This window comes from Mycoplasma sp. 4423, assembly GCF_054353855.1.
Genome location: NZ_JBTHHJ010000001.1, coordinates 45,944 through 67,683, shown reverse-complemented (window position 1 = coordinate 67,683; position 21,740 = coordinate 45,944). Strand labels below are relative to the sequence as shown.

Annotated in this window: 13 protein-coding genes and 1 tRNA gene; 4 read left to right on the top strand and 10 right to left on the bottom strand. The window is 28.9% G+C overall.

The window, feature by feature from the left end; all coding sequences use genetic code 4:
- Nucleotides 1–2 precede the first annotated feature (2 nt).
- The 10 genes from ACXYRN_RS00190 to ptsP form a co-directional block, all read right to left on the bottom strand.
- On the bottom strand, nucleotides 3–491 hold the full coding sequence (locus ACXYRN_RS00190; protein ID WP_458607220.1) for a large conductance mechanosensitive channel protein MscL: 489 nt from the start codon (nucleotides 489–491) through the stop codon (nucleotides 3–5).
- Nucleotides 492–497: 6 nt separating this feature from the next.
- Complete coding sequence (gene gyrA, locus ACXYRN_RS00185) at nucleotides 498–3,083, bottom strand: DNA gyrase subunit A (RefSeq protein WP_458607219.1); 2,586 nt, start codon at nucleotides 3,081–3,083, stop codon at nucleotides 498–500.
- A 122-nt stretch (nucleotides 3,084–3,205) separates the two neighbouring features.
- Entirely contained in the window at nucleotides 3,206–3,949 is a 744-nt protein-coding gene (locus tag ACXYRN_RS00180) for a pseudouridine synthase (RefSeq protein WP_458607218.1), read from the bottom strand.
- Nucleotide 3,950: 1 nt separating this feature from the next.
- Entirely contained in the window at nucleotides 3,951–5,030 is a 1,080-nt protein-coding gene (locus ACXYRN_RS00175) for a nicotinate-nucleotide adenylyltransferase (protein ID WP_458607217.1), read from the bottom strand.
- A gap of 3 nt (nucleotides 5,031–5,033) precedes the next feature.
- Complete coding sequence (locus ACXYRN_RS00170) at nucleotides 5,034–6,275, bottom strand: Y-family DNA polymerase (RefSeq protein WP_458607216.1); 1,242 nt, start codon at nucleotides 6,273–6,275, stop codon at nucleotides 5,034–5,036.
- A complete protein-coding gene (locus tag ACXYRN_RS00165; RefSeq protein WP_458607215.1) occupies nucleotides 6,268–6,678 on the bottom strand; it encodes an iron-sulfur cluster assembly scaffold protein in 411 nt (136 codons plus the stop codon). The genes ACXYRN_RS00170 and ACXYRN_RS00165 overlap by 8 nt, the downstream gene beginning before the upstream one ends.
- Complete coding sequence (locus tag ACXYRN_RS00160) at nucleotides 6,668–7,825, bottom strand: aminotransferase class V-fold PLP-dependent enzyme (protein WP_458607214.1); 1,158 nt, start codon at nucleotides 7,823–7,825, stop codon at nucleotides 6,668–6,670. The genes ACXYRN_RS00165 and ACXYRN_RS00160 overlap by 11 nt, the downstream gene beginning before the upstream one ends.
- Nucleotides 7,825–8,253 (bottom strand): hypothetical protein, encoded by a 429-nt coding sequence (locus ACXYRN_RS00155; protein ID WP_458607213.1) that lies wholly within the window; start codon nucleotides 8,251–8,253, stop codon nucleotides 7,825–7,827. Before ACXYRN_RS00155 ends, ACXYRN_RS00160 begins: the two co-directional genes overlap by 1 nt.
- Nucleotides 8,243–8,698: a transcription antitermination factor NusB gene (locus ACXYRN_RS00150; RefSeq protein WP_458607212.1), complete on the bottom strand. Its 456-nt coding sequence runs from the start codon at nucleotides 8,696–8,698 to the stop codon at nucleotides 8,243–8,245. Before ACXYRN_RS00150 ends, ACXYRN_RS00155 begins: the two co-directional genes overlap by 11 nt.
- 105 nt (nucleotides 8,699–8,803) lie before the next feature.
- Nucleotides 8,804–10,507 carry a phosphoenolpyruvate--protein phosphotransferase gene (gene ptsP, locus ACXYRN_RS00145; RefSeq protein WP_458607211.1) on the bottom strand — a complete coding sequence of 568 codons (1,704 nt, stop codon included), beginning with the start codon at nucleotides 10,505–10,507 and terminating at the stop codon, nucleotides 8,804–8,806.
- Between the two features lie 223 nt (nucleotides 10,508–10,730).
- Between ptsP and ACXYRN_RS00140 the strand changes: the two genes are divergently transcribed.
- The 4 genes from ACXYRN_RS00140 to ACXYRN_RS00125 all read left to right on the top strand — a co-directional run bounded on the left by ACXYRN_RS00140 (nucleotide 10,731) and on the right by ACXYRN_RS00125 (nucleotide 21,709).
- Nucleotides 10,731–10,814 (top strand) — tRNA-Leu (locus ACXYRN_RS00140).
- A 38-nt stretch (nucleotides 10,815–10,852) separates the two neighbouring features.
- On the top strand, nucleotides 10,853–11,935 hold the full coding sequence (locus tag ACXYRN_RS00135; RefSeq protein ID WP_458607210.1) for a M42 family metallopeptidase: 1,083 nt from the start codon (nucleotides 10,853–10,855) through the stop codon (nucleotides 11,933–11,935).
- A 253-nt stretch (nucleotides 11,936–12,188) separates the two neighbouring features.
- Nucleotides 12,189–16,514: a proline-rich domain-containing protein gene (locus ACXYRN_RS00130; RefSeq protein WP_458607209.1), complete on the top strand. Its 4,326-nt coding sequence runs from the start codon at nucleotides 12,189–12,191 to the stop codon at nucleotides 16,512–16,514.
- An 8-nt stretch (nucleotides 16,515–16,522) separates the two neighbouring features.
- Nucleotides 16,523–21,709, top strand: a complete 5,187-nt coding sequence (locus ACXYRN_RS00125; protein ID WP_458607208.1) for a hypothetical protein — start codon at nucleotides 16,523–16,525, stop codon at nucleotides 21,707–21,709.
- Nucleotides 21,710–21,740 lie beyond the last annotated feature (31 nt).

Here is a 21,740-nt window from a genome sequence, read left to right as displayed (position 1 = left end):
TTTTATTCTGATTGATAGTCGACATCTGATTGTTGATTTTGTGGTTCTTTATTTAAGTTTTGATTAATTAATTTCAGTTGCTCTAAAATTAATTCATCTGTGGTAGGTTTAACTACTTCAGGTTCGATTGCAACAGGTGGATTTTTCTTTAATCTATACCTTTTGATACCAGTTTTTATTATAAAATAAGACATTAACATAATAAATAAGGTGAATGAAATGATTACAAAATTAATTATTGCACCTAAAAATTTCCCGTATTTAATACCTTTTCACACTAAACTTTCTAAGTCTTTAAATTTATCACCAAGGATATTATGTGCAATTGCAGACATAATAACATCGTTTGCTAATGAAGAAACTACTGCATTAAATACTGTCCCAGCCAAAAAACCAACGGCAAGTATAATTAAGTTACCTTTTTTAAAGAATTTCGATGCTTCTGTAAATGATTCATAAAGTAAAGACTTCTTATTATCTTTTTTATTCATTGCTTCCTATCTTAATTTAATTACATCAACTGCAACTATTTCATCATTGTCTTTTAAATTAATAATACGAGAACCTTTAGTTTGACGTGATGATTTAGGTATTTGTGTAATTTGTGTTCTAATAGTTATCCCTTGTGAAGTAATTATCAATAATTCATCTTCTAAACTTACAAATCCTGCATAAATAAGATTTCCAGCTTTTATATTATCAATTCCTACAAGACCTTTAACATTACGTTTAGTTAAATTATATTCACCTTCATCAGTAAGTTTTCCATAACCTTTTGAACCAAGAGAAAGCACTAAATTGCCATCACGGTTCGATGAAGCAGATACAACATATTGATTTTCTTCAAGTTTTATTGCTCTTACACCGATGCTATTACGACCTAATGCTCGAATATCATCATTTTTAAAGATTGCAATATTACGATAGTTATTTGCAACTAAAATATGATCTTCATCAGATGATAAGAATGCACATACTAATTCATCTGCATCAGCTAGTTTGAAGGCAATAAGTCCATTGCGACGAACAACTTTAAAAGAAGCTATATCAGTTTTCTTAAAGATACCAAACTTTGTTACAGTAGTTAAATATTGATTTTGCTCATAATCATCAACACTAATAATAGAAATAATCTTTTCACCATTATTAACATCTAAGGTTTCTAAAACATTTATAAAAGGAACACCTTTACTTTGTTTGGTTCCTTCTGGAATTTGGTGCCCACGAAGTTTATATGCTCTACCAAAATTTGAAAATAACAATAAATCAGTATGGGTTTTTGCTTGAATAATCATCGCGATATCATCGTCTTTATATGTTTTCATAGCAACCGAACCAACTCCACCACGTTTTTGTGTGTTATATTCATCTAAGTTAATACGTTTCACATAACCATTTACTGACGTTGTGATTACAATATCATTTTCAGGGATTAAATCTTCTTCAGTTATTTTACCAGCACCAGAAATATCAATTTGTGTGCGACGAGCATCATTAAATTTTGCTTTAATTTCCTGTAGTTCACTAATAATTAAATCAATTAATTTATCTTCGTGTGCTAATATATTTTTATAATGAGCAATTTCAGTTAATAAATTTTTTAATTCTTCTTGCATCTTTTCGATACTTAATCCTGTTAAACGACGCAAATTCATATCTAAAATTGCTTTAGTTTGTTTTTCGCTTAACTCAAAACGCATACTAAGCTTTTCTTGTGCAATTAAATCAGTTTTGGATGCTTTAATGATTGCAATAACTTCATCAATATTAAAAATAGCAATTTTTAAACCTTCTAAGATATGCGCTCGTTCTTCGGCACGGGTTAAATCAAATTTTAATCTACGGGTAACAACATCTTTTTGATGTTTTAAATATTCATTAAGAGCAGTTTTTAATGTAAGTAGTTTCGGTTCACCATTGACTAAAGCAACTAAATTAGCACTGTATGCAGTCTGTAAATAAGTTTTTTGATATAACTTATTTAAAATAATATGTGGGTTGAAGCCACGCTTAATATCAATCACAATGCGAATTCCATCGCGATTTGATTCATCGCGTAAATCAGCAATTCCTTCAATTTCTTTATTTTTATGTTGTTCAACAATTTTTTGAATTAAAGTGGTTTTTTTAATCGCATATGGTATTTGCGAAACTATAATTTGTGATTTACCATTCGCTTTTTCTATAATATTAGTTTTAGAGCGAACTATAATGCTGCCACGTCCTGTTTCATAAGTATCAATAATCCCACGAGTACCTAAAATTATTGCTCCCGTAGGAAAATCAGGACCTTTTATATGTTGCATTAACTCTTTGGTGCTGATGTTAGGATTTTTGGCTAAAGCAACTGTAGCATCAATAGTTTCACCTAAATTATGTGGAGGGATTTCGGTTGCCATACCAACAGCAATACCAGATGAACCAGATACAAGTAGGTTTGGAAAGCGAGAAGGAAGTACAGCAGGCTCTTTTTCGCTTGCATCATAGTTATCCACAAAATCAACTGTTTCTTTTTTTATTCCTTCTAGCATTTCAGCAGATAACTTAGACATACGAGCTTCGGTATAACGCATCGCAGCAGCTTGGTCACCATCGATTGATCCAAAGTTTCCGTGTCCATCAACTAACGGATAACGCATTGAAAAATCCTGTGCCATACGAACCATTGCTTCATAAACCGATGAATCACCATGAGGGTGATATTTTCCGAGTACATCTCCAACAATACGCGCTGATTTACGGTGTTGCGAACCAGGAGTAATACCTAACTCAGACATATCATATAAAATTCTACGGTGTACTGGTTTTAGTCCATCGCGAACATCTGGGAGTGCTCTAGAAACAATAACACTCATAGCATATTCTAAAAAGGATGTTTTCATCTCATCATCGACTAGAATTGGATGCAAACCGTCTTTTGATTCGCTGATGATTTGTGATGAAACTTGATATTCTGCATTATTTTGTGGAATTTCTTCTTCGTCTTCTTCTATTATTGGTTCTTTTTTCTTAAAGACGATGTGGTTATCTTCTTCATAGTCATATTCTTTAATTTTTGTTTTTTTCTCTTGATTTTCTGCCATATCCCCTCCAATTTAATAAATTAAAAATTTATTAAATTATACACAATTTTTTGTTTAAAGTTATTATAAACAGCTAGAATTAAGTATTTTTTTGTCCCTGTGAACAAGCAAAAAAGAGAAAATTACGAATTATTTTCTCTTTTTTGCAATTTTTCTTCTTGTAATCTAACTAAATTTTTCAAATCCTTAACTTCTTTTAAGGTAAGTGGTCGATAGGTTCCAATTGGCATTTTTTCTACTGTGATTCCTGCATATTCAAGTCTTTTTAGATTGATAACTAACTTATCTACCAATTTAAATAATTCTTTAACATGATGATATGTTCCTTGTGTTAAAACAACAAAATAACTTTTTGGTGAATCGCTTCCACAAGGGATAACATCCTGCACACTTTTAACTCCATTAACTTTAACTATTGAATTAAGTTTCTTTAATTCTTTTACACTAAGTTTTTCGTTTATTCTCGCTCGATACACTCTGGGGATCTGATATCTTGGATGCATTAATTTATTTGCTAAATCACCATCATTTGTCATTATTAGTGCTCCAGTAGTATCATAATCAAGACGCCCTACTGGGAACACTTTATAAGGAACATTCATTAAATCTATCACAGAAGGTCTATTGAAATTATCTTTTAAAGTTGTAATAGTTTTTGTTGGTTTGTTTAAAACATAATAAACTTTTTGTTGCTGAAATATAGGTTTATTTTTCACAAACACATTATCGCTAAAATCTGCTTTATCACCTAATTTAGCTACCATACCATTTACTGTTACATAACCTTTTTCAATTAATGTTTCTGCTTCACGTCTTGATGCGATTCCAGCTTGTGAAAGTAGTTTTTGTAATCTAATTTTTTCCATTTTAATCTTTCATATATAAGTTGTATAAATTTAGTGATTCATTAGAGAATTTTACACCTTTTGAAATATTAAAATCATAGGTTTGTTTTACAACTTCTTTAAAGCCAGCATCTAAATTAGTTAACGCAAGATCTCGTATTTTTTGAATTCCAGTAAAACGTCGTCCTTGACAAATTTTATCGGCGACAAAAATAATTTTATCTAACTTGCTCATATTCGGATGTAATTGGGTATGATAACGAACAGCTTGTAAAATGGCTTGATTATGTAGCATATATCCATGCTTTAATCATATATATGAACAGATTTGGTGTAAAAATGCTGGATTTTCTTCTTTAATATCTGGTTCAAACTCTTTAATTGCTTGCAGCGATCTTTTAACATCCCATTCTTTTGCAATATCATGTGTTAATCCTGCGATATAAGCATCCTTAGCAGGATAATTATGAGCTTTAGCAAGTTTGACAGCAAAATCAGCTGTTGCTACAGAATGCTTGGCACGCAAAGCAGAAAGGCTATTATGAATAATTTGTTCTAAATATAAACCGTCTTTTTGAATGTAGTTTAAAACTTTTTTATCTACATGCGATAGCATTCCGTTTTTAAAATCACTTGATGCAAAATCATAAAGAGGGTTATTTAACAAAATTCCATTATATTTTTTTAAGTTAATTTTATTAATGTTTTTATCACGACGAAATACGGTTATTTGTGTGAGTTGAGAGATAATATCAATGTCTTTTCATTTATTTAATTTTGGTAAATTATCACTCCCGATTAATAAAAAAAGTTGATCATTAGGATATTTTTGCCTTAGATATTTTACTGTATCAATGGTATATGAGACATTATTTCGCTTAATTTCAAAGTCACATAATTGCATTTTCTCTTCTAAAACCAGCTGAATCATTTCTGCTTTTTGATATGGTTTAACTAATTTTGTTTTAGACTTAAACGGTGATGTAAAAGTCGGAACAAATAGTAGTTTATCTAAATTAAGTTCTTTAATTGCATATTTTGCAAGCTTTATATGACCAATATGAATTGGATCAAATGAACCACCATATATACCTATTTTCATAATTTACCTCTTAAAGACACCTACTTCAATTGAATCAGATTGTCCCCTTCTTTTTTTAATTCGTTCGATGTTATAGTCCGCCAAAGTTTTTAAACTCTTCATTTTCATTTTTGTATTCACTTTATTAATAATTTGATCTACAATGTAGTTAGATTTACATACTTTTGGTGTTTCTAAAATACTTAAACTACGGTAGTTTTCAAAGGAATTGATTAAGTTTGATACACGGATGCTGATTCCGATGATTTTGGTATCTAAAAAATTATCATAAAAAAGTTGCTTACAATATTTAATAATTTCATCTGCTTCATTGATAAATTTTTCAACTACCATATGTTTTGCAATTCAACCATCACTAAATGTTCGTACACCAAAGCTAATTTGATTACCTAGTTTATATAATTTTTGCAACCTTCTTGATACTTTTTGTGCTTGTATTGCTATATTTTGCAAAATATCTTCAGTGTTTATGTCTTTTTTGTTAAAGGTGATATCGTGACTAATCCCTTTGACTTCAGGAATTTCATCACTAACATCTGAATCAGCAAAATAATTTAAAGCATCTATGAATTTATATCCAGATGTTTTAAAAATTGATGTCAGTCTTATATCATTATAAGTTAATGTTGCTAAATCCCCAATGGTATTTATTTCAAGGTTTTTAAAGTGATTACCAAGTTTTTCTCCGATACCGTGAAATTTAGTAATCGGTAGACTAAAGAAACGTTCTTGATAATTTTTGCTATTAGTTACAGCAATTCCCTTTGGTTTAAATAAATTAGTTGTCATTTTTGCATAAAACTTAGTTTTAGAAATTCCAATACTAATAGGGATTTTAAAGTTATTTTTGATATCATCTTGCAATCTTTTAGCAAGTTGTAAAGCTTTTTCATCGCTATCAATGCTGCTATGAACTTGGATGTAGCATTCGTCAATTGACCCGATTTCAAATTTAGCAGCATAGAACTTTTTAATATATCTAAAAATCGCATTTGAAGTTGCAATATATAAATCAAAACGAGGTTGTTCAATGATTGTTTTTGGTTCTTTTTTTAATATTTCTGATATTTTTGCCCCCGCTTTGATACCAAGTTGTCTAAGTTCATAACTCACTGAAACAGCAACCGAATGGATTCCTTTATTTGCAATCGCTACTGGTTTATTAAGCAAATTAGGTTTTAAAGTTCTAATAGCAGAAACAAAATATGAATCAAAATCAATGTGAAAAATATAAGGTCTAGACATCTTTAAATGCTTTAGTTATCATTAAGGTGCAATGAATGCGATTTGGTTGACTTTTGATGTTATAAAAAACTCATAAATCACCTAATAAATCCATATGTTCATCACTGATATTTTCACCATTAACAAATTTGGTGAAAATATCTACTAGTAAGTCGATTTGTTCTTTTGTTTTGCCTTTAACAGCATCTAAAAACATATCAGCACCTGCTAAAAAAGGTGCACATCCGAGCCCATCAAAACTTGCATCTATTAGGATGTTTTGATCCCATTTTAAATCAACTAATAACTTATCCGAACAACTAGTGCTATAAAAAACATTTGATGTATCAAGTTTTGTTTTATTCTTTGGTTTAAGATAGTGATTCATTATCGTTTCGCGTGCTATATTCGGATTAAAATGCATAAAAATCACCTCCATTTGCTAAAGCATCAATTAATTTATCAATATCTGAATAATTATTATAAATACCTAAAGAAATTCTTAAAAACGAGTGTTCTTTAATGATATTTCTTATATAAGGAGCACAAAAAATCCCAGCAATTGTATAAATATTTTTGCTTCCCAAATATCCTGCAGCATCTTGTGCATTAATTCCTTTAACATTAATTAATGCGATAAAATCACCTGGTTTACTTGAAACAGTTATATTAGGTAAATTCATCAGTTTTCTGTGTAAATAAAAAGATAGATCTTTTAAAATTTCTTGAGTTTTTTGATAACCTACTTTGCCAAAAAACTCAAGTGCTTTATCAAACATAAAAAAACCTGCAATATCAGGGGTTCCTGGTTCAAATGCATTGATGGTATCTTTTAAAACCCATGATGCATCTTTATGAACTTCTGTAACACTACCACCACCAAATTTTACTGGTTTTAACTTCTTTAAAAGTGTTTCCTTAATTGCTAAAACACCCATACCGGTAGGACCGTAAAACTTATTTGTGCTAAAAACAATGATATCTGAATCATTTAATGAAACTTTTTGATGACTAATTGATTGTGCAGCATCGTTAAAGACATAAATATTCTTTGAATGTGCTATTTGTGATATTTTTTTGATGTCAAAATTTTGATTAAATGTGTTATTTTCTTGAGCGAATGCTAGAATTTTAATATTTTTAAAGGTTTGCAAATCTTCAAGTAAATTATTACTAATATGGATTTTGCATCCTATTTTTTTTGACACTTCAATTCACGGAATAAGGTTTGAAGAATGATTAAAAGCATTTAATAAAATTACATCATTTGGTTTTAATAAATGCGAAAACATATTTACAAACAAATTAATCGATTCAGTTGTTCCACTGGTAAAGATTATTTCATGATCCTTACTATCAATTAGTTTCGCCACTTTATTTCTAACAGATGCGATTTTTGAATTCACTAAATTTCCAAGTGGCGTGTCAGCTGTTCTTGAAGAAATTGAGATATTTTTATAATAGTTATAAATTGCATTTGTTGCAGAAATCGGTTTTAAAACCAATGCAGCACTGTCAAAATAAGTAATTTTATTAAGGATTGGGAATTGCTTACGAATCCAGTCATTCATTATAACAACCTCCTTAATATCTTAATCAAAAATATATTATAGTTAGGTATTTTTTTAAATTCATCTAAAAAATCATAGTAATAACTGCGTTTTTTATTATTAAAAGCTATCTCATTTTGAATTTCATCAAAAAACGAACATGTTTTAATAAATTTATGCTTTTTGTTTCTATAAATAAGTTGCAAAAACATATAGATAAAAAAGTTTTTAAGCATTAATTTATTTGTGTTTTTAACTATAAAACCTTGTAAAAAGTTATTTATAGTTGCATTAAAACCATTAAAATTATTTTTAATTTCAATTCATTGTATTTTCGATAAATCATATTTTTCAATAACATCTAAATCAATAAAAGTTTTGAATATAAAGTTAAATAAACTTTGATGCTTTAAAAAAATATATTTTAATAAAGTTTCATTAGTTTGCATTTCTGCTTTCAGAATCGAGTACAATAACTGCTTTATAAAAATTCTCTAAAATAGCATTGACAAATTGATATAAAAGTTCGTCATTAGAGGTTTTGTATAATTTAGATGGCTGTCCAAAATATTCTTTAGTAATAATCACGGCTTCATTTATTACAATTTTTGGTTGTATAGAATAAAGTTCTACACATGCATTTATTAATATTGCACGAATAAGTGGACTAAGTCGTTGTCACGGTCAATCCTCGTTTAATAACTTCTGCAGTATTTTTTTAACAAAAACAACTGAATTTTTGACCTTGATAAAGAAAAGTTTTTGTTCAAAATTTATTTGAAATTCATTAATAATAGCTTCAAGGTTATAAGGAATATCAAGTAATTCATGTTTATAAATAATTTCGATGTTTTTTATTCTTAATGCATGCCTAGAAATATTTTTTACTGCCATCTTTACCTCGGATGATTTTATTTTGCTATTATATCATAATTTACTTGATTTTTCGTATAAAAGGATGAAAACAAGCACCATATGTGCTTGATTTTAACTTTTAAATTATGATAAAGATTCTGCTAATAATTTCTGAACTTGTTCTTGGTTTTCACATTCAATTGCTTTTTGAGCAAGTTGTTGCATTTGTTTATAAGAAAGTTGATTTACTAATTCTCTACTTGCTAAGATATTATTTGCTGACATAGAGAATTCATCTAAGCCTAAACCTAATAAAATAGGTAAAGCATTACGATCACCAGCCATTTCTCCACACATACCAACTCATTTTCCGTGCTTATGTCCACCGTCGATGATATGTTTAATTAATCTCAAAATCGATGGATTAAGTGGTTGATATAAATAAGAAATATTTTCATTCATCCGATCTGCAGCCATTGAGTATTGAATTAAATCATTTGTTCCAATTGATAAAAAGTCAGCATATTTTGAAAACATATCAGAAAGTACTGCTGCAGCAGGTGTTTCCATCATCATACCTACTTCAATTTTATCCTTTGCAGCAATGTTTTTATTAGTTACATAAACTTCATCATATGCTTGGTTATAAAGTTCTTTTGCTGCTAAAAACTCATCAACATTAGTTATCATCGGAAACATTATTGCAACTTTACCAAACTCACTTGCACGAACTAATGCACGAAGTTGAGTTTTGAAAATATCTGGATTTTGTAGACAAAAACGAATTGCACGATATCCTAAGAAAGGATTCATTTCTTTCGGGAAAGCAAAGTATTTTAAAGTTTTATCCCCACCGATATCTAGTGTTCTAATCACTACTCTTTTACCATTCATTTTTTGTACTGCTTCTTTATAAGCTAAAAATTGTTCTTCTTCAGTTGGTCAGTGTTCATTATCCATATATAAAAATTCTGATCTAAACAATCCAATTGCTTCAGCATCGTTATCTAAAACGTCTTGTAAATCTTTTGGAGAACCAATATTTGCAGCAAGTTCAACATGGTGAAAATCAGTTGTTTGTGAAGTTTTTCCTTTTAAGTTTTTAAGTTTGTTTAAATATTCTTGATATTCTGTTTGTGCTTTTAAATATACCTTTTGTTCTTGTTCAGTAGGGTTAATAATAACAGTTCCTTTTGATCCATCTAAAGCAATTACATCACCGTTTTTAGTATATTCCATTACTGAATTTGTTCCAACAACTGAAGGAATTGCTAAACTACGAGCCATAATTGCTGTATGCGATGTAGGTCCACCAATATTTGTAACAAATCCCTTAACGAATTTTTTGTTTAATTGTACAGTTTGTGATGGGCTTAAATCTTCGGCAACAATTACAACTTCAGAATTAATTGATGTTAAATCTGGTTCTTCGATATTGTTTAAAGCAAATAATAACTTTTTAAGCACATCCTTGATATCTGCAACACGCTCACGCATATATTCATCATCGATACCTGCAAACATATTCGCAAACTCTGTATATACTTCATTTACAGCATATTCAGCAGTTAATGATTCGTTTTTGATTTTATTTTCAATACTTTCCTTAGCAGCCGGATCCATTACAAATCCAATATGTGCATCAAAAATTGCCGCATGTTCTGGATCGCTTGCTAAACTTTTAGTATGCTCAAGTTTTGCAATCACTTTATCAGTTGCATTATCATATGCTTTTAATTCTGAATCTATATTATTTGTATTTTTAGTAATTTCAACAGGTAATTCTTCGATTTTGAATACGTTAGCGATAGCAACTCCACGAGATGCTCCGATTCCTGTAAGTTTCATATTATCTCCTTTTTGCTTGATATATGATGTTGATATTTTATACTTTTAAAAAAAAGATTATATTAAATTAATTTGTAGTTTTAAAAAAGTATGTAAATAATTCCAATATTAATATAAATATATTTATTTAATATTCTAAATATTATATTTACTAAATGATAAAAATGAAAAATCATCACTTTTGTTTTAAAATTTGCTAAAAAAGTGTATTATTTAGTTAGTTGCCTTAGTGGTGGAATGGCAGACACTGCGGACTCAAAATCCGCCGGAGAAATCCATGCAGGTTCAAGTCCTGTCTAAGGCACCATATAATCAGCATTGCTGATTTTTTTATTAGGAGAATAAATGCAAGCAAAATATCAAGAATTATCTACCAGACTAAAAAAATATATGTCAATTGAAGCAATGTCGCGTTTTGAAGAGCCAGTAGTAGATGAACTTAAAAGAAATATTAAGGGTTTTGAAGTTTCTAGAGATAAATTAGGTTCAGTGATTTTTTACAAAAAATCAAAAGTAGAAAATGCTCCAAAAGTAATGATTGCTGCACATATGGATGAAGTAGGATATATGGTTCGCTTAATTGCTGATAATGGTAATTTAATGGTAACAGCAATTGGTGGACAATGACCTTCTGTTGTAATTGGAACTAAAGCAATTGTGGTGAATTCGCAAAATCAAAGATTTACAGGTGTTTTTGGACACACCAGCATCCATATCCAAACAAACGAATCACTTAAAAATGCAGTTAAGACTGATGATCTATATGTAGATTTAGGTTTTAAAAGTAAGCAAGAAGTTTTGGATGCAAAAATCGATATTGGAGATAAAATTTTCATTAGTGGTGAATATGTAGAACTTGCAAATGATTTAGTTGGTGGTAAAGCAATGGATAATCGTGCTGGAGTTACAGCATTAGAATTTATAGCTAAAAATATCGCTGATTTACAATTAGAATGTGATGTCTATTTAGTCGGAACAGTTCAAGAAGAGGTTGGAACTCGTGGAGCTAGAACATCCGTATCAATTATTAATCCAGATGTAGCATTTGCAGTCGATACAGGTGCTGCACACGATACAACTGGTGCTAAATCTGGTACACCAGTTTGTGGAAACGGAGTATCAATTTTAGTAAAAGATTCTGGAACCTTACCAGATGCTAAATTAATTGAATATCTCTTTGAAGTTGCAAAAAATAAACAAATACCTGCATATAAATATGTAGCAGGTGGTGGTGGAACCGATGCAGCAGAATTACAATTTGCACTAGGTGGGACTGCTGTAATGACTATTTCAATTCCACAAAGATATTTACATAGTCCTATTGGTGTTGCATCTTTAGTAGATATCCAAGCAACAATTGATTTAATGACAGAATTCTTAAGATCTTATTCACCAAAAATACACTCAGAAAAATTAGCATATAAATAGTCGGTTAATATCCGACTTTTTATATGCATATCAAATAAAATTCAACCATTTTTATAAAAAAGTATTATACTATACAAAATTTCAATATTTGTTTTTAGATATTAAGTTATCACTTATATATCTAAAATAAAAGCAAATAAAAAATGATATTTTAACTAAATATTTGCACATAATTGTTATTAAAATATCTATATATGCTATAAAAACAAAAAATTATGAGAATTTTGATATCATTAAATTATAAAGGATTATTATGCGAAAAAAGAAATTTAGAAAATATATAGTTCCTACTTTTTTAGGTTTTACAACAGTTTCTGCTGTAGCTTGCACTAATGCAAACACAGAAGTATATGAAAAAAAACAGATACATCTTAAAAGTGTACAAACTCAAAGTACATCAGATTCGGTTACAATTAAAGCATTTTTAGATCATCCAGTTTCTTCAAATGGTTATTTTTCGTTAGTTTATAATAATCAAAATGTTAACGGAACCTTATCAGTCGATAAAAAATCCGTTACTTTTATCATAAACGGTTTATTTTCTAATAAAATATATACCTTTGATATTAAATACAATGGTAAATCATTGAAAACAGCAAAGTTACAAAACCAATTTTTATTTAAAACTAAACCACAAAATAATGTAGAACAACCACAAACACCTAAAGATAATGAACAAACTCCCCCCCCGACATCAGGTGAGAAAGCACAACCAGGGAACCAACCATCAACACCTAATCCATCAGATCCTGAAAAACATAATCCAGAAAATCCTGGTGATTCACAAGAAACAAATCCTAATCCAGGAGATGTCGAACAGACCACACCACCAGGTAACCTTAATTTAGATGGTAATCAAAAACCAAATAATTCATCAGAAAAAGAAAATAACCCAAATCCTAAAAAAGATAATTTTAGTATCTCAAATGTATCGTGAAGTAATGTTAATGCAACCGATGCTACATTAAATTTAAATTTTTCTAATCATACACTTGCTGATGCAAATAAAAACAATCTTTTAATTACTATTTCAGATGGACAAAATCATACTCAAAATCTTTTAATAACTGAAACTAGTATTTTATCTACAACTTTTTATTCACTTAAACCGAATACAACTTATACCTTAACATCCGTATCATTAAATGGGAATTCTTTAGCTCTACCAAGTAGTAATTTATCATTTACAACATCGCAACAACAAATAGAACCAAGCACACCAGCAAAAGAACAAAAAACATATCATATACAAAATTCTAGTATTTCTAATATCCAAAGTGATAAAGCAAGAATAAATGTTTCATTAGATACATCACTCGATGCATCAGATAATGTTACATTATCACTACAGGATGCAAGTGGGCATCGTTTAGATTTTAGCAATCCTGCTGTAAATAATACTAATCTAATTTTTGATGTTTACAATCTTGCATCACATACAACATATTATCTTGATAACATCCAAATTGGAAGTCAAAATATATCTTTGAATAATCAAACTTTTACTACTAGTGATAACAGTGTGCAATTTAATGCATTGAACTATAGTCTTTTAGATTCATTTACTAAATACGATGAACAGGTAAGTAAATTTAATGCTAAGGATAACTTACATATTAAAGAAATATCATTGATTAATAATAAAATGTTGTGGTTTGCTTTTGACCATTTACCAACTTCTAAAAACAATGATTTCAAATTTACCTTTAACGGACAAAATTACACAACTAAATATAATGGAACATCACAAAATATTTTAGTTGATGTAAGTAATGGTAATTCAAACAATACTATTTCTAACATAATGTATGCAAATCAAGCAGTAGAGTTTAGTGGTAGTGTTAAAGTTATAAATAAAACAGGAACAACTGCTACATATAATGTAAGTTCATTTAGTATTAACAATAACAAAGTTAATGTTAATGTAAGTTATTTACCTAATCAAAGCAATGATAAATATCTTATTACCATCAAACCTGATGTAAATGTCTATGATGCAGATATAGCAGTTGTTGGAACTTATAAAAACGGACATATTGAATCTGAAGGTATTATTAACTTTAATCAAGGATACAATAAATACATTATTTCTGATGTCACAGCATTAAATAACAATTATTCTTTTAATGTTCCCGAAGAAGTTGCTTGAAGTTCAAATCAAACCTTTAATCCAACTATTACAAAAATACAATTTGCTCTTTCAGATGCTTCTACTAATACATATGTAGGAGCAATCAACCTTAATGCTACCGATTCAGAAGTCGAGCAATTTAAAAACAAATATGTTAAACTTACTTTTGTAGACTTAGTGCAAAAGAATACTCCGGCTGATACAGACGATCAAAAACGCAGTTATGGGTATTCATCAGACGGTGGAGATTGATTTGAACGTCAATTTCGCCAAGAAAACACAAAATCAGTGTTTTTAAACTTTGATGAACTTAAAAAGTTTTCTTTCACTGGACTAACCGAAGGAATTACTTGAAAACTAAATCAAGTACAAATTGTTAATAAATATGATTTATCATCTGTTATAGATTATGATGATGAAGGAAAAGATGGTGATAGCAAACATCGTAAATTATCTTTAATTCAGCAAAGTGGAACAACTGAGTTAAAACCAAGTTTAGATGTTTCTAAAAATGCTTATTCAGATGCTTTGGGAACATCTTTTAGTCAAACTAATTTAAATATAACTAATAATTCGCAATATCAAGAATCACAGTTAACAGATAATACAAATGGAAATGTACCAAAATCTATCCCTTTTAATTGACATAACTATATAACATTAAATAATGCTTATTTAAAGAACACATTGTTTTTAACACATTATATTAGTGATATTAATACTTATGTAGCAACAGCTTATACACAATACAATAATCCATTACCTGTTATAGAATTTGATAATCATAAAGAATATAATTTTGCTGCAATGAAAGAAAATGTTCTAGATAAAGAAATGAATGAAAATTCTAATAGAACTGAAGTTTATGTTGAAAAAGACATCCGAAATTTCAAAAATTTAGATAGCAATAAAGAAGCAATTATTAATTTTTCTTTTGTGGCAAGTCCAAAACAAGTTAATTTTAGACAATTTTCTTTTGGTAGTTTTGATTGAGCGGTATCTTTTAGTTGAAATAAACTTAATGCAGCAGCTAACAAAACTATTTCTGATATCAAAATAAAATTCTTAGGAAAAACCGAAGATTTATTGAAGAAGATTGGTAGAAAAATTGATTCAAATGACAGTTATCATTTAACATTGACTGACCAACAACTTGAAGATTTGATGAATAAACATCTTAAAGCACAAGTATCATTAAGTGGTGATAAACTAAAAATCTCGTTAATAGCTCGTCAAGGGCATATTAATAAAGATATGTATATACATAATCTTTCTTCAAGTTATTCAACATTTGTTGATAAAACTTGAAATTATTTGTCAATTATGTATTTAAAAAATGGACAACCACTTTCATTTACAAATGAACACACAAAGGCAAAAAATCAATTAAAAATAGATGGATTTGAATTTGATAAAGAGACAAAATTTAAAAGTATTGGTTATAGTGATTCTGATACGCCTGTTAATATCGAAGTTACAACATGATATACAAATTCTTCACCTCGAAATACAGTTCAAGATCATGTTATAACACGTTCTTTTGGAACTTGATGGGGGACAGCTTGGATGATTGGTAAAGTAGATCCAGATAATGAAAATGATAATCGATATTATTTTGGAACAAATATCCATGTACCTGTATTAAATCCTGGATATATATCTGCTCCAAAACCACATACTTCTAAAGAAGATGTTAGCTTATTTTTAGGTGGTTATTGATCTAATACTGGTAATTCAATTTTTTGGACATCTGATAATAACAACAATAAGAGTATGGACGGTAGTTTATCAAATGTCCCTGCTAAAAACAGAACTGATTTTAAAATTCACATCATTGATATTACTGAATTGATAAATTATTATAATCAACATAAAAGTGATGTAAATAAAGAAAATGATCCGAAATTTAAAACAGCTGAACATATCTACAAATGAAAGAGTCTAAAACATAATAAAGTATCTAAAATGGGCCGTTATATCCACCCATATATGTATTATACAATGTATATGTCTTCTTTCCCAGGTTCTACTACTCGCAATACTAAAAAGAATATCCAAGTTCGTCAAAACTTTATTGGTGACATCTTGTTTTATCCAGGTAATAAAGTTCCAAATGCTAAAACAGAAAAAGTTGGATTTATTAAACGTTTTAAAAATTCTAGTGGTGAGATTATTAAACTTAATGCTAATTATCAACTAACAGGTGGTTCATCAGGGACAGGGTTATATGATCATGAAGGAAACTTTTTAGGAATTCATGCTAATGAAGAAAATGGTGAGGCATCTTCGTATTTACTATCTTCACAAAGAATTAATTTCTTTGGTGAATTAAATGATTATAATAATGGTTCATTTGCTTATAAAGTGCAACGATTGAATCGTTTGTATCCTAAAAAACATAAAATGCTCGATATCTTCAGCGAATTTGAAAATCCAATTAAAAAATAGGAGTAATGATGAAAAAGATAAAGAAACTACTTATTTCCAGTGTATTTGTTAGTGCAGGTGTATCTGCTATAACAATCGCTTGTGGAAATCCTGAAACTAAAAACCAGCAAAGTTTTGATGGAAAAGTTGAAACAGTTAATGTGAATAACAACTCAGCAGTTATAAAAATAAAGTTATTTAAAACTTATAAAGCTACTGATATTTCGTTACATTTAAGTAAACCAACCCAATATGATATGCCTAATATCAGCATCTTATCTAATATCCTAACTGTAACTTTTGAAAACATAAAAGCAGATACACAATATCAAATTGACCAAATTTTTGCTAATGGAAATGAATTAAAATTCTCTGATTCTGATAAAGCTAAATTACAATTTAAAACACCTAAAAATCCATATGATGTAAAAACAGATGCAAACATCATAAGTGTTGATTCAGATTCTACAACTGCAACAATCACATTAAAGCTAACAAACAAAAATTTAGATGCAAGTAAATTATCTGCTACTTTAAATCCTACTGCACCAGCATCGATTACATCAAAAGATGATGTAATTACTATTAAATATACCAACCTTACTCCTAATACTGATTATAATTTATCCCAACTTAATATTGATGATACAGTTTTAAAATTATCAAACAATGACCAAAATAAATTGTTCTTTCATACAGCATCAATAAGTACCGATCCACAGATTACTCAATTATCTCTTTCTGATGATAATAGCAAATTATATGTAAAACTTGCTAATGTTGATGCATCAATGTTTGCAAATGAAGCAAAAATTAAATTTAAAAATATTGCTCGCACTCTTACATCGAAACTATATGATGCAAATACACATTTACTTACTTTTGATATTTCAAGCATTACAAAACCTGATAATAATAAATTAGGTATTTCATATTTAGAAATTGCATCAACTCAATATCACAGTAATTTAACCGTTATATTTAATGCCGCTAATAATTCAGAAACGACTCCAATGAATCCTATAACACCACCAGATAATCAACCAGGTGGTGAAAATCAAGGTGGACAAGGCAATTCACAAACAAGTCAAGGTGGTTCGAATAGTGAACCACAAAATCCAAGTAATCCTAGTGAACAAAACCCATCTGATGAAAATGCTCCAGGTAATCAAAATCCATCAACTACTAACCCTGATGAAAACAGTAAACCTGTCGAAAAACCAAGGCCAACCAAAGATGAATTTACCATTAATTCTATTGATGTAACTGATATTTCAAAAACATCAGCATCGTTGCGAATTTCATTTACATCAAATAGTAGATTACATGATGCGAATGTGCATACCTTTGATGCATCATTATCTAATTCTAAAAGTTTACAAGTTACAAATTATACCGAAGGTAATAATTTGTATTTGAATTTTGCTAATTTATCAGCCAATACAACTTATCAACTTATATCCTTAAAATTAAATAATGTTGCTTTGAATTTACCAAGCATCAATCCAACATTTAAAACATTAGATATTAATGCTAAAGCATTCGTAAGTGATAACTTTAAAAAAGTTTTTAACGATTCATATATCTTTGGGATGTATAGCAAAGATTTAATAAATGTAAATACATATACAAACACAACTGATTCAGAAATTAAAGCAGATAATTCATTAACTAAATATTTTTCATTCATCGATGGTAGTGATTACAAACATGTTGATAAAGATGTTTTAACTCCACCACAAACAACTCAAATAATTAAGTCTACTATTGCTGATAATACCATTAAATTAGAAATCAAGACTGTTAATTTAGCAAATAATACATCACTTACTTTAAAATATAAAAAAGCAACCAAGGATTCTCTTGATTCAGCAAGTGAATCAACTGTTAGTGAAACTGTTAATAATAATTTAGTTACTTTTACAATATCAAATTTAACTACAAATGATTTTGTAAAAATAACAGGTTTAAGTAATGGTTCAACTGATATAAGTCATTTTACTGGATTAAATACTATTTATGAAAATAAAAACTATACAAGCGAATCAAGTGCTTTTAGTTTTAGTAGTGAGAATGATTTTCAAGCAAAAAGATATTATAATGGTGGTGTTTTGCTCGAATTTACTGCAGCAAAAAAATCTGATAGTTCAAATGTAGATTTTCCGCAATATTTTATTAAATATAAAGATAATAATACATTTAACTACAAACAATTCGGAAGATCTGCGATCGATGGTTTACCAAATGTTAAAAAATACACTGTATATTTACCACCAAATGAAACACATATTTTTGATAATTATGTTGACTTAGTTTTACAAAAAAACACTGGTGGAGATAGCAAATACTACGATGTCAAAGGTTTTCCTGGATTTAATAATTCATCAGGAACACTTACAAATAACTATAAAAATCCTGTTTTAGATATTTTATCTTCTAAGGTAGAAAATAATAAAGTTGTTGTTACATATTCACAAACTTTAAATGATACTATAAGTTCAATTAAGTTCTTGGTAAAAAACTTGAACCCCTTTGATCCATATTCAAAACTTATTGATGCAACAGTAGATAAAAATAAAAAAACTGCATCATTTGATACATCAGTCTTACCTAAAAACATCTCTAAATATATCATTACTGCTGCACAAGTAGGAGATGAACAAACAGGATTTTCATTTTTAGATAAATATAAATTTAGCACCAGTGTTTCAACTAAAACCTTTAATTTATCTAAATTTACAACATATTTAGATGAAAGTAATAAAAAATTATACGGATCAGCAAAATTTGATTTTGCTGATGAGGATCTAAAGTTGTTCAAAAACAAATGAATTGTTTTCGAACTAAATCCCGAGATTAAAACAGAAAGTACTGAAGCATACGGGTATGTTTTACCACCGACATTAAAATTGATTGTTCCATTTGAAAAATTATGAAAATTCCAAATTTCTGGATACTTTGAGAATGCTAAATATACTATTTCAAAAATTTATGCAACCGAGAAACAAAGAATGGATATGTATTATGATAAATTTAGTATTCCTGCTAATGTCGAAAAATCATTTAGATATCATTTTAATTATTCATCAAACGGAAGCAGTCCTTATTTATTAACTGATAATTCTGAAAATACTATGACAACAACATATTCAGATAACGATTTAATCACTCAAAATAAAAACTTAACCGTTGATGACTTAATTGGTTATTGAATGAAAGATGAAACAAAAAACAAAATCCCTTATTCATTGCAAAATCATTTTGCTTTGGTTGAATATGAGCGAATGTGAAAATATCGTAAATTAGAAGATGATAGTACAAAAGAAAAAAAGAACTTTATTTTAGTTGATGATAGTGGTAAGCAACTTGACTTTTTCTTCTTTACACCACGTGAAATTCTTTCTCATACTATTTTTAATTTTGGTAATAACCATCATTCTATATCAATTGAAAAAGACTTAGATGAATATAAAAACTGAGAAAACTTTAAAGATGATGTATATTTTACCTTTAGATTTGAATTAGAAAATACTAAAATTATTATGAGTAAAACTAACCGTAATTCATCTGTTCCAGTTCCAAGAGGATTGCTTTCATTTGTTAATGTTTCAGTTTCTTTCAAAGAACTTTTAGCAAAACATACTATAAATGATGCTACTTTTACAATTACTCCAAGAAACGAAGATGCATTATTTAACCAAACTTTATTTGCAATGATGAAAGATCGTTATTCATTTAAAGTAACTTATGATGAATCAAGTAAGAAGTTAAAATTAGAAGTTATACCAAAACATTCAGATATTTATTTTACAGATATTTTATCTGAACATATTTTGGCTAATAAGTCATCTGCTTTTGTTGGAAATGTCTTTTTAACAATGAATTATGTTGATGATAAAAATAACCCAACTAAAAACCCAACTTATCAAGGAAAACAACTTAAAGATTCAATGTCGGTATCATTAACTGAAACCATTCAATCGCGTCCACAAGCACAAGAAGAAGCAAAAACTGTTGCTTCATACGATAAATTCCAACAAACATCTAAACTTAAAAGCGAAGATGGTATCGTTCAACGTTTATATTCTGATGATACCTTTAATGTATTAACTGATGTACGTCGAAGAACTTTTGCTTTTGATTATCATGGTCGTGGAACATGAGGATTATTTAACAAGGTAAAACCTGATGATGCAAGTGATCATCGCTACTATATTGTATCCAACTCACATAATATCGATTTATTAGATGATGCTAATGCATCATGAGTGCGAAATGGACAGAGTTTAGATGGATTAGATATTGAACGTAGAACTAGAAATAATATATTATCTCCAATCTTTATAAAAAAACCGACTGATACAGCAGATAATATGCAAAAAACACAACCAATTTTGGAAGGTCATGGTTTAGGACAAAATATGATCAGCAATTTAAGTATAGAAATTGTTTCACACTTTTTTGCTAATGGTAAAGATATTCAAGATTCATACAAAGATCCATATTTTAAAGACTTTCGAGATAATTATGGTAATGAACTTAAAACTGGAGAAAAATATTCCGATGTTGATGTAGCTATTATCGATATTTCATGATTTGAAAATAACTTTGCAGAGAAAAATATCGATGATACTAATTTTACTTTCCAAGGACAAAAACTTACCGAGGATCAAAAGCGAATTATCAAATTCTTTTTAGATTGAAAGAATGCTAAACCAATTAAAATCTCAAATGAATTATTACATCAAAATGCTTATAATAATTTAAACTGAATTGTCGGTTCGATGCCCGGACAAAATTCTAAAAACCCTGATTCACCAACAGGAACTGGTCAAGCACGCTTTCGTGAGTATTTATTAGGTAATTTTAGATACCAAGGAAAAATTAACAGTGTCGGTTCTTTAAACCATCAAAATGATACCATTGTGTATGGATGAAACAGTGTGGATTTAGCTGCTGGTTCATCTGGATCAAATGTTTTTGATAGTCAAGGTAATTTAGCTGGTTTAGTTACCCAAGATCAATATGGTGCTACCGCTAAAGAAGGAACTGCATCAATTATGCTACTTGATGGCCAAAGAATTGGATATATCGGAAACGGACATCATCCACAAAACCCATATTCATTTTATGAAAAAATACGTTTACTTTCTTATTTATTCCCAGAACGTTATGGAGCAAAAAACTTTTCTGATCAACCTGCTGATTTATTTTAAAAAAACACCACAACTGATGTGGTGTTTTTAT